The organism is Knoellia koreensis (genome assembly GCF_013041615.1).
In the GTDB taxonomy this organism is placed as follows: Bacteria; Actinomycetota; Actinomycetes; order Actinomycetales; family Dermatophilaceae; genus Pedococcus; species Pedococcus koreensis.
Window position 1 is genome coordinate 1 of record NZ_JABEPQ010000011.1, and the last position, 9,626, is coordinate 9,626.

General features: G+C 66.0%; 11 protein-coding genes and 1 pseudogene. 3 read left to right on the plus strand and 9 right to left on the minus strand.

What is annotated here, in order from left to right; genetic code table 11:
- Nucleotides 1-137: 137 nt before the first annotated feature.
- The gene (locus HJG52_RS20230; protein WP_346767874.1) at nucleotides 138-1,529 is read right to left on the minus strand and encodes a conjugal transfer protein TrbL; all 1,392 of its coding nucleotides are present in this window, start codon (nucleotides 1,527-1,529) and stop codon (nucleotides 138-140) included.
- A 30-nt stretch (nucleotides 1,530-1,559) separates the two neighbouring features.
- Entirely contained in the window at nucleotides 1,560-1,829 is a 270-nt protein-coding gene (locus tag HJG52_RS20235) for a DUF6112 family protein (protein WP_024355940.1), read from the minus strand.
- Between the two features lie 425 nt (nucleotides 1,830-2,254).
- Between HJG52_RS20235 and HJG52_RS21815 the strand changes: the two are divergent.
- The 3 genes and pseudogenes from HJG52_RS21815 to HJG52_RS20245 all read left to right on the plus strand — a co-directional run.
- A pseudogene (locus HJG52_RS21815) lies at nucleotides 2,255-2,383 on the plus strand (MerR family transcriptional regulator); the annotation flags it as partial.
- Entirely contained in the window at nucleotides 2,350-3,447 is a 1,098-nt protein-coding gene (locus HJG52_RS20240; protein WP_346767875.1) for an IS3 family transposase, read from the plus strand. The pseudogene HJG52_RS21815 and the gene HJG52_RS20240, both read left to right, overlap by 34 nt.
- A 180-nt stretch (nucleotides 3,448-3,627) precedes the next feature.
- Entirely contained in the window at nucleotides 3,628-4,134 is a 507-nt protein-coding gene (locus HJG52_RS20245; RefSeq protein ID WP_100814286.1) for a hypothetical protein, read from the plus strand.
- Between the two features lie 25 nt (nucleotides 4,135-4,159).
- On the opposite strand, the gene HJG52_RS20250 is transcribed toward HJG52_RS20245, so the two are convergent.
- The 7 genes from HJG52_RS20250 to HJG52_RS20280 all read right to left on the minus strand — a co-directional run bounded on the left by HJG52_RS20250 (nucleotide 4,160) and on the right by HJG52_RS20280 (nucleotide 9,471).
- Nucleotides 4,160-4,426 (minus strand): DUF6112 family protein, encoded by a 267-nt coding sequence (locus HJG52_RS20250; RefSeq protein ID WP_100814285.1) that lies wholly within the window; start codon nucleotides 4,424-4,426, stop codon nucleotides 4,160-4,162.
- Complete coding sequence (locus HJG52_RS20255) at nucleotides 4,426-5,427, minus strand: M23 family metallopeptidase (protein WP_346767876.1); 1,002 nt, start codon at nucleotides 5,425-5,427, stop codon at nucleotides 4,426-4,428. The genes HJG52_RS20250 and HJG52_RS20255 overlap by 1 nt, the downstream gene beginning before the upstream one ends.
- A 182-nt stretch (nucleotides 5,428-5,609) precedes the next feature.
- The gene (locus tag HJG52_RS20260) at nucleotides 5,610-6,305 is read right to left on the minus strand and encodes a hypothetical protein (protein ID WP_100814284.1); all 696 of its coding nucleotides are present in this window, start codon (nucleotides 6,303-6,305) and stop codon (nucleotides 5,610-5,612) included.
- A 78-nt stretch (nucleotides 6,306-6,383) separates the two neighbouring features.
- Nucleotides 6,384-7,451, minus strand: a complete 1,068-nt coding sequence (locus HJG52_RS20265; RefSeq protein WP_100814283.1) for a ParB N-terminal domain-containing protein — start codon at nucleotides 7,449-7,451, stop codon at nucleotides 6,384-6,386.
- Entirely contained in the window at nucleotides 7,448-8,320 is an 873-nt protein-coding gene (locus HJG52_RS20270) for a hypothetical protein (protein ID WP_100814282.1), read from the minus strand. The genes HJG52_RS20265 and HJG52_RS20270 overlap by 4 nt, the downstream gene beginning before the upstream one ends.
- Nucleotides 8,321-8,398: 78 nt before the next feature.
- On the minus strand, nucleotides 8,399-8,833 hold the full coding sequence (locus tag HJG52_RS20275) for a hypothetical protein (protein ID WP_100814281.1): 435 nt from the start codon (nucleotides 8,831-8,833) through the stop codon (nucleotides 8,399-8,401).
- Complete coding sequence (locus tag HJG52_RS20280; protein WP_100814294.1) at nucleotides 8,830-9,471, minus strand: DUF2637 domain-containing protein; 642 nt, start codon at nucleotides 9,469-9,471, stop codon at nucleotides 8,830-8,832. The genes HJG52_RS20275 and HJG52_RS20280 overlap by 4 nt, the downstream gene beginning before the upstream one ends.
- Nucleotides 9,472-9,626 lie beyond the last annotated feature (155 nt).

Sequence of the window (9,626 nt, forward strand, 5' to 3'; positions counted from 1 at the left end):
GCAACCCGGGCTTGGGTTTGGGCTCTGTCATCTACTCCAACCTTTCGAAACGGACGAAACGTAGCCGTCTCCTGGTTGGGTGTTTCAGCCGGGCTCTGGTGTATTAACTCTGACGCGGAAGGCTGAGTCGACATCGATTATTCCTTCCCGGCAGACGGCTTCGGTGACGGCACAGGCGGCGGCGTCGAGGGTGTAGGTCGTGCCGGTGGTGCGGTCGGTGTGTGATTCGGCGCAGGTGGTGGTGCGGGTTGCACGGTCTCACCGGCCCCGGCCGCGTGCCCTTCCGCAGCACCCCCGACCGTGCCACCGAGCTTCGGCCCCGCAGTCGCCGCCGCACTGACCACCTGAGCCCCGACCACGACTGCTGCCGCAGGCCCCGCAGCAGCAGCCCCGCCGGCCCCGGCACCGGCCGCGCCAGCACCACCGCCCGCGCTCCCGGCACCCGCACCAGCCGCGGCACCAGAACCACCCGCTGCGCCCCCGCCGGCGGCGGGACTGGCAGCCGTTGCGGGTGGGGCGCCACCGCCGGATGGTGCCGCACCACCGCCCTGGTCGCCGGCGCCGTCGAGTACCTTCTTCGACCCATCGGTCTTCGGTGCTGACGGGACGGGGACGGGCCGGTTGAGGGCGGATTTGGCTTCTTGTTCGGCGCTCATCGAGTGATACATATCGAAGCCGATGAACGTGACGAACTTGTACGTCATGTACGGGGCGAACGCAGCGATGAACATCAACACCACACCTGCGATGGGATCACTGATCGACGCCAGATCAAGCTCAATCGGAGCACTCACTTGGGTGATCGCGACGAGGAAGATCACCACCAGCACCAACTTCGACAAGATCAACGCGATCACGAACGTCGCCCATTTCCCGAACCACCCCTTGGTCGCATCCCACGAAAACCCCGCAAGAGCAATCGGAGCGAACACGATCGCGACCAGCAGGAGGGCTTTACGGATCAGGAGGGAGAACCACACGATCGCAGCCGCACTGATGGCAAGGCCCGCGAGGAAGATCGTGACGATCGCCCCGACACCGGGCGCGGCGATGTTGATCCCCGCGAACCCCGCCGCAAGCAGGGTGATCCGGTCACCGATGGACTCCATCGTGTTGCCTGTCGCCTGCACGATCCCGACCGCGAGCTGATCCGTGATCTCCAACAACAGCCCCGTGAGACCGATCGCGACGAACGAGCCGAGGATGCTTTTCGCAGCTCCCAGGGCAGCGCGGGTGAGGGCGGTGGGGTCGCGGTGGACGAGGCCGGTGATCAGTTGCAGGCAGAAGAAGATCAGCACCACGAACACCGCGACCCCGAAGAGGATGTTGTAGACCCCGACGTAGCCTTCGTCGGTGACGTCGACGAGGGTGGTGGTGTCGAACACCGCCCAGACCGCCTCGAACAGCCACGCCGCCGCCCCGCCCATCGCCTGGGCGAGCCAGTCGAACGGGGCTGCGATCAACGTCGCAGCTCCTTGCCCGACGGTGTCGCACACGGCCGAGATCACCGGCACATCACACACACTCACCGCATCCTCCTTCCCTCGTCCGTGGTGGGGTTAGACGGCTTGGCCGACGCCCCAGAAGAAGTTGATGAGCGTCACCGACGCGCCGCAGATGATCGCCGCGCCGCAGGACACGAGCACGCCGACCTTCCCGCGCGAAGCGAGATGCGGGTTGCTGCTGTTCGCGCCGAAGCCCCATACGATCGCGGAGACGATCAGGGCGAGGACGGAGAGGATCAGGCCGACGGTCATCACCGCGCCGACAATGATGCGCAACTGCTCGATACCGGGAAGCCCGGTACCGTTCGGGTCAATATCAATCACAGGGTGCTCCTTCAGCTCACAAACGCCAGGGAATGGCGGACTTGCCAGCCAGGTGCACCCCTCTACACCACGAGTAATCTGAAGGGATGGCAGAACCGATACCCTCGAGCGCAGCTGGGACAACCCAGCACTCAGGCGCACGCGATCTGTCACGTTGGCTGGTGCATCTCACTCGGACGCCCCAAGATCTCGCGAGTGTGCTGACACAGGGGCGAATCGAGGCACGCAATCCCTTCGGGATCGCCAAGAACTTTCAGGATTCCGTTGGGAATCAGAAGGCCGTCTGTTTCACTGAAACGCCACTGACCGAACTACGCCGTATGACCAGTCGTGATTCGCCCTGAGTTTCGTTCCGTCCTTTCCTTTTGGAGGATGGATTCATGCCAGGACCGTATCCGGACGAGTTCCGTCAGCGTGCGCTGCGGATGCTGAGCGAGGCTCGCCCCGATCACAAGACCGATCACGCCGCGATCAAGCACGTCGCCGCCAAGCTCGGCGTCAACCCCGAGACGCTGCGATTGTGGAAGAAGCGCCTCGACGTCGACGAGGGCCGTCAGCCGGGGACCTCGAGCGAGGCGCAGGCGGAGATCAAGCGGTTGAAGAAGCAGATCGCCGAGTTGGAGAAGGCGAACGAGATCCTCCGGTCAGCGAGCGTGTTTTTCGCGACCGAGCTCGGCCGCCCCTCGTCGAGATGATCGCGTTCGTCGACAAGATGCGTGATCGTTTCGGGGTCGAGCTCGTCTGCCGTGTCATGCGGCAAGCCGAGGTGGGCTTCCTCACCGCCCGCGGATACCGGGCCGCGAAAGCGCGTCCCGCGTCCGCGCGGCAGCTGCGGGACGAGCTGCTGATCCCGGAGATCGTGCGGCTGCATGCGGAGAACTATGGTGTCTACGGGGCCCGCAAGATGCACGCGCTGCTGCGGCGGCAGGGCTGGGTGATCGGTCGGGATCAGACCGGCCGGCTGATGCGGATCGCGGGTGTTCACGGGGTGAAGCGGTCGAAGAAGGTCTTCACCACGAAGTCCGACTCGGCGAGCGAGAAGCCGAAGGACCTCGTGCAGCGGCAGTTCACCGCCGACGCGCCCCGCAGGCTCTGGGTCGCGGACGTGACCTATGTCGCGACGTGGTCCGGGTTCGCTTACGTCGCGTTCGTCACCGACGTGTTCTCCCGCCGCATCGTCGGGTGGAACGTCGCCTCGACGCTCAAAGCCGACATCCTGCCGCTCCAAGCGTTGAACATGGCCGCGTGGGCTACGGACGGGAACCTCGATGGCCTCGTCCATCACGCCGACCACGGGTCGAACTACCTCGCCGTGGTCTATACGGACCGCATCGAGGAGCTCGGCGCGACGCCGTCGACGGGAACCGTCGGCGACAGTTTCGATAACGCGATGGCCGAGGCCGTCAACGGGCTCTACAAGACCGAGCTGATCCGCCGCCGCGGCCCGTGGCGCACGGTCGAGCAGGTCGAACTCGCGACGCTCGAATACGTGTGGTGGTGGAACAACCAACGCCTCCACGGAGAGCTCGACATGCGCACCCCCGCCGAGGTCGAAGCCGACTACTACACTGGCCTCGACACACCCTTGGGAACACCCGTCTCCCAAGCCGCCCGATAGGAACGAAACTCAGGGCGAATCAGTCGAGGTCGAAGATGGGGCCTCGTTTTTGACAAAGAACTACTCCGCGAAAGACGAGGCGCTCAACCGGTCTGGTATCTCAGTGACCCTTCACCTCAGTGGGACGCTGCGAAGCAGCTTCTCTCTAGGTCTCTGGACGCACGCCAGAAGCCGCTCAACGTGGAAGATGCGTACTGGAAGATGACGCCGTTCATTGACCCTGTACGCTCGACTGACTCCACTCGACCTCACGATTGGCGATGGGAACGGGAATGGCGGGTCATCGGAGATGTCCGGTTCGAGCTTTCTGACATAGCTTTCATCGTCTGGCCCGAAGGAAATGATCTCCTTTGGGAGAGCAACTTGACGCTGGGGTCTCTGTTCGTCGGACACGATGGTGACGAGTTCTGGTCCGGGTCGCTGCTCGATGAACTCGACCTGAAACTGGACGAGATGCTTACAACGATCTCAAACGAATACATCACGGTTGACGATGCGGGCCTTCCGTGGGACTCAGAAGATCAAGAGTATGTGGCGATCGTTGAAATCCTCGACGCTTACGACGTCGTCTCCGAGGTCTTCGATGACCTCCCCGTAGCCGTGCTGGATGCACTTGTAGACGCTCTCTGGAGACGCAACGGAGATATGTGGTGTCGTAACTCCGATCTGGAGACCGTACACGAGTAGACCGCAGCAGCACGACGACGCATCGTCAAAGTTGATCTCCTACACCAAGGAGAAAGTTGACCCAGGCAACGCCAGCTCCTGCGAGGGCTGCGGTGCCGAGTGCCACCCAGGCACCGAGGCGGGCTTTGGTCGCGGTGTGGGGGTTGCCGGTCGAGGATGAGATGGCCCAGATGATCGCTGAGACGATCAGCATGAGTACGGCGATGATGAGCACGAACATCAGTAGCGCGCCGATCACCGTGCGGAGGTCGTCGGCGGCGCCGACGCCGCCGAAGTCGGGGAACACGTCCATCAGCGGCCACCCCCGCTCAGAGTGCAGGTCGCGCGGGAGGTGTTGCCGCCGGTTATGCCTTCGGCGTCGTGGTCGGTGAGCCATTGGTCGGAGTCGATCGCGGGCTGCTCGGTCCCGCCGGGGCGGATTTCGAGGTGGAGGTGGGGGCCGGTGGATTTCCCGGAGGAGCCGACATCGCCGATGTGTTGGCCGGCGGTGATGGTCATGCCTTCGGTGACGTGGATGCCGTGCTCCCACATATGGGCGTAATAGGACGCGATGCGTTCGCTGCCGACGGTGTGTTCCACGATGATGAGTCCGCCCCAGGAGCCGGTGTATCCGGCGTGGGTGACGATTCCATCGGCGACGGCGTAGATCGGGGTGCCGTCGGCGGCGGCGAAGTCGCTGCCGGAGTGGAACGCGGTCTCGAATGTGATTGGGTCGGTGCGCCACCCGAACGGGCTGGTCCGCACCCAGGAGCCTTCCGGCAACGGGAACACGACTCTGGTGGTCTCCGGCACCACCACCTCACCGCCACCGCCGCCGGTTGATGGTGCGGGGCGGGTGAGGGCGGTGAGGATCGCTTCGGCGACGGGCTGATAGTTCTGATACCGATCCGGATAGGCCGACACCTCGACGGCTTGCGCAGCTTTGCCGGGGTCGAGTTGCTGCCACCCCGGAATGTCCAACAGTCCTCGGGGGCTCGGGTAGTTGGGTCCGGCCGGTCCGCCGTAGAACGCGCGGGCTTGATAGTTCGGGTCCATGAGCTCCGCGACGGTGCCCCACCCGGCTTGCGGCCGCATCTGGAACAGGCCGAGCGAGTCATGATCGGACGCATCCCCATCGTTGGGGAAGTTCGCGGATTCGGGGTAGGTGCCGGTGTTGGCGAGCATCCGCAGGTGCGACTCCGTGAGCGCCGCCATCAACGCGATCACCGCCCCCGGACGCCCGACATCGTCTGTTTGTCCGCCGACGGTGATGATGGTTGCGGCGTGGGTGAGTTGTTGACGGTTCAGCGTCACCGTCTCACCGTTCTTCGTGGTCGCGGTCAGTGAGTCCGGGATCGGCCCCACGATCAACGACCCCGGTGCGCACGCGGCGATGGCGGGGTTGGCGAGGACGGCAACGGACAGGAGGACGGTCGCGGGGCCGAAGCAGACGGCGGCGACGGTGAGGGCGGCGAGGAGCTTCTTGAGCATGGCGGTCACCGCAAAGGGTTGTCGAGCTGCGACAACCGCAACAAGAGACAGGTGTCGGTGATCGGATCGGCAGGCGACGGTGCGGAGCCCCGTTCGGGGGTGCAAATGAGGAACACGGTGAACGCGACCGGGTGCGTTGTCGTGACCGGGTCGGTGCCCCAGTAGCCGGTCCGGTGGCGGGTGCCGGTGATCGTGTACGCGACCGCACCGTCAGGAATCTGCCCCGGCGCCGCCTGCACCACCGCATCCTCCCACGCAGCCGGGATCTCGATCGTGTCGATGATGAGCCACTGCCGCGTCTGATGCGTGCGGAGCTGCGCCCACGCCTCCGGCGTAGGCAGATAGGAACGGACATCGGAAGCGGCCGCGTCGGCTTCCGTTTCGGCGGTGACATCGGCGAGCATCTGCGCGTAATCGGCAGGCCCATACCCGCTGGTCGTATCCCACGTGAACAGTGCTTCCGCGACCGCGCTTGCGAACTTTTCCGGTCCGCCGATTGTGACCACAGGCTCCGGCTCTGCCGGGACGTGTGCCGGGTTCGTGGCCGCCGGCCCATCGGTAAGGGTTGGCTCAGCGGGTTCGGTGGTCTGGGGTCCGCGGATGAGTCCGTAGACGCCGACACCGATGAGGAGGAGCAGGATGAGGCCGCCGGCGATGGCGGCGATGAGCACGGTGCGGCGGCTGCGAGCGGTGGGGTCCATCCTGATGTCCTTCCCGACGAGATTCGGATCACCAGACAGGTGCACCACAGCACCCAGGGCCGAAAGGGTGCGGAGGGATCAGGCGGTTTCGCGGCGCACGTTTCGTGCAGTGCGGGCGGTATCCAGGAACGCCACCGTCGCGGTGACGGCGTTCTCGAACATCGCCCACTGCTCACCCGACAAGGACGGGCCGATGCTTTCGGGGTCGTAGCGTTCAGTCCAGGTGGAGAGTTCATCCCAGAGGTAGACGAACGACCGCACCGGCAGGAACTCCCGCGGCTGCTCCTCAACCGCGTGGAGCCGTGCTGATGCGAGCTGGGCGGAACGCTTCTTCGTCGCAGACTTCGCACGCTCGACAGCGAGTACCGCGAGACGTTCCAGATCCGCCGGCCGTGCCGTGTCTTCAAGCTCCCGGAGACGGGTCGCGCCTGCGGCGGCGGTGTCGCGGATGCCTGCCGGTTGTGCAGGGTCGCCCGCGAGGGCGTCGAGTTCGGCGAGGGCTTGTGCGGCTCTGATGCGATGCCCGGCTCCGGTGATCGACCCGCCCGCGTCGATCCGGTCAAGTTCTTCCCGTGCCCGCTGCTGTACGTCGTCGGGCTGTGCAGGGTCGGCGGCAAGGTGCTGCAACTCGTTGATGCGTTCTAGCGAGGTGTAGGCGTTGCGGCCGGTGACCATGAGCGCAGCCTGCTGTCGTGTCTCGCCCTTTTGCGGTGCCGCCACGGTGGCGGCACCGTGTGACCTGGGGTTTTCGTGTTTCGAGGTGAACCGTGACGCTTCCTGCCGGCCCGTCGCATCCTCGACCATGAGGGATTTCAGTTCGGCGTAGAGGGTGGCTTCCTCGGTGCGGGTGAGGGGCTTGTGCAGGAGGTTGTCGTCCTGTTCGGCGAGGAGCTGCCCGAGGGTGGTGGAGATGCCCGAGCGCACCCACACGTTCACCGTCTTCCACCCGAGCCGGCGGATCGCGGCCAAACGTCGTGCGCCGCAGATCAGCATCCCGTCCGGGGTGATAGTGATCGGCTGCAACAGCCCATCCCGCGCTATCGACTCCACCAGCGAGTCGAGGTCGCCGTAGTCCTCGCGGTGTCGGCGGCCGGCCCAGATCGAATCGACGGCCCGCTCCAGCTCGATATGCCCCGGCTCGCTCATGGCCGACCCCGCATCACGCCGGGTGCGGCGACTTTGATCGCCGCAGCCAAGTCCGTGTCATCCATGAGGTGCGCCAAGGACTCACCGATCAGCAGCCGCAGCAACACCCCACGGCCCGCGTTCGTACCGGCCAGGTGCAGGTCGGGGGCGCCGAGGATGATCCGCAGCAGCCGATACCACGACGGGGCAGGCAGATCGAGCAGGGCGCGGGCGTGCCGGTCGCGTCGCAGGGACTCGTATGCGCCCGTACGGGAGACGGATTCCGCGAGGCGGGCGCAGATGCACTCGACTGCGGCACGGGCGACCACTGGTTCCCACCGGTTCCAGCACAGCAACGCGATCGTGTCCTCGACGGCGGACTCCACACCCGTCGACCTTGGTACTTCCATCTCGTCGCCGCTGTCATCGTCTTCGTCATCGTGTGGGAACGGGTCGGCGCGGAACGCGGGGTGGTAGTCGGTGAGGGGGTTTTCCCGCTCAGAGAAGCGTTCGGCGTCATGGAAACTCGAGTACCTCGGCCGGCGCGCTTGATGCACAGAACACAAGAGCCCATTGGCGCGGTTCTCCGCGATGCAGGTGATCTGCACGGCACGGGTGATGACCGCCCACGGATCATCCGCCCGCCGCACCGAGGGCGTGCGCATCGCCTCAAACGCCGCGGTCGCCGCCTCCCACGGGTCCAGGCCGTGCTTGCGCGCGAGGGCGGCGTACTTGTCGGCCGCGTGCCGCATGAGTTCCGCTGCATCGGGGTCCGTCCGCCAGGCGTCCGGGCCTGCGGCGTTGAGGCGGGTGAGGAGTCCGCGGAGCCGTTCTGAGTTCTCGAGCTCACGCCCGCGACCGTCGCTGCGTGGGGTGTGGGGTTGTGGCATGGTGGCACCTCCTGACAAGCAGGTGCGCACCGGCTCCCCACCAACCCCGTCGCGCCACCATCTTCTGCGCATAGCCGTTCACCCCAGCCCGATCCCGGACGGCCGCACCCACGACGACGAGCGCGACCGATCCTGCGCCTCGAACACATCGAACGACTCGAACACCGACGGCCCCGCAGATGCCGCACGTTCCGCTCGGCGATCCCGAATGTCGCGGGCATGATTCCGGGTCGCACGGTAGGCGTGGCCTGGCGCGCGTCGGGCACGGTGCGCGAGCTCGCTCTGAAAGTTGATGCCGCGGCCCGCGATCCGGGCGGAGCTCGACGCGATCAAATCAGTCGGCCGCACCCACGCAACCCCGCGCCCCACCCGCGAACCAGGATCAGCACCGGCGGCGGTGAGCGAGGGGTCCCGGTGCACGGCGAACACCGACCGCTCAGCCTCGGAACCTTCGACCGTCTCGGGCCGAGTCACCGGTAGTTCGGTGCGGTTCCTCTCTGCGTGATCGTTCACGATGCTTCGTCCTTCGCTCCATTGATCGCTGGGGTGAACCAGCGGCCGACCGTGGAGGGGTGTACACCCAGGTGCCGGGCGATCTGTTTGTTCGACCACCCCTCCACCTCCCGCAACGTGGTCGCCTCCGCCCGCCGCTCACGCACCGACACCACCGGCAACTCCACTGCCAGCGCTGGCTCCCGTTCTGGCACGGCGACCGCCTGCGATGGAGCGACCGCCTCAGCCGGAGCGTTCTCGATCACGTCTGCATCCGGTGTGCTGGTGGGGCGGGTGAGGATGACGGTGAGGTGCGTGATCGACAGCAGCACCAGCGGCGGGATCGCGGCGACCGACGCAGCCAAGATCGGCGGTACGTCGGTGTCGGCGGCGATGATCGCGTGGATCGCGTTCGCCGTGACCGACACGATCGCGCCGGCGGCGAGGAGCGTCCACGGGTACCAGGTCGGGCGGGACTGGCTGGCGAGGGCGACGACGGCGACGGTTGCGACGACGATGATGCCGTCCACGATCAACGGCCACGCCCACGCCTGCCCCGCATCAATCCCAGACCGCCGCGCCAGATCAGCAAGCGCGGTGAACGACAGCCAGAATGCGCCGGCTGCGATGAACACCGTGCCCGTGATCGCCGTCACCACCGCTAAGCGGCGACCCCGCGGCGAGACAGCCTTGAAGCGGCACGGGTTTCCCGCCGCATCGATTCCGATCAGGAAGGATGCGGGACATGGGAAGGCACTACACGGCTGAGGAGAAGAGCCGGGCGTTGCGGTTGGTCCGCGAGGAGCTGCAGGAG

What these genes read in the sequence shown, in the direction of transcription:
- HJG52_RS20265 (WP_100814283.1), bottom strand. Translation starts at nt 7,451, where the DNA reads ATGAGCGAGCCGGGGCATATCGAGCTGGAGCGGGCCGTCGATTCGATC.
- HJG52_RS20260 (WP_100814284.1), bottom strand. Translation starts at nt 6,305, where the DNA reads ATGGACCCCACCGCTCGCAGCCGCCGCACCGTGCTCATCGCCGCCATC.
- HJG52_RS20270 (WP_100814282.1), bottom strand. Translation starts at nt 8,320, where the DNA reads ATGCCACAACCCCACACCCCACGCAGCGACGGTCGCGGGCGTGAGCTC.
- HJG52_RS20250 (WP_100814285.1), bottom strand. Translation starts at nt 4,426, where the DNA reads ATGGACGTGTTCCCCGACTTCGGCGGCGTCGGCGCCGCCGACGACCTC.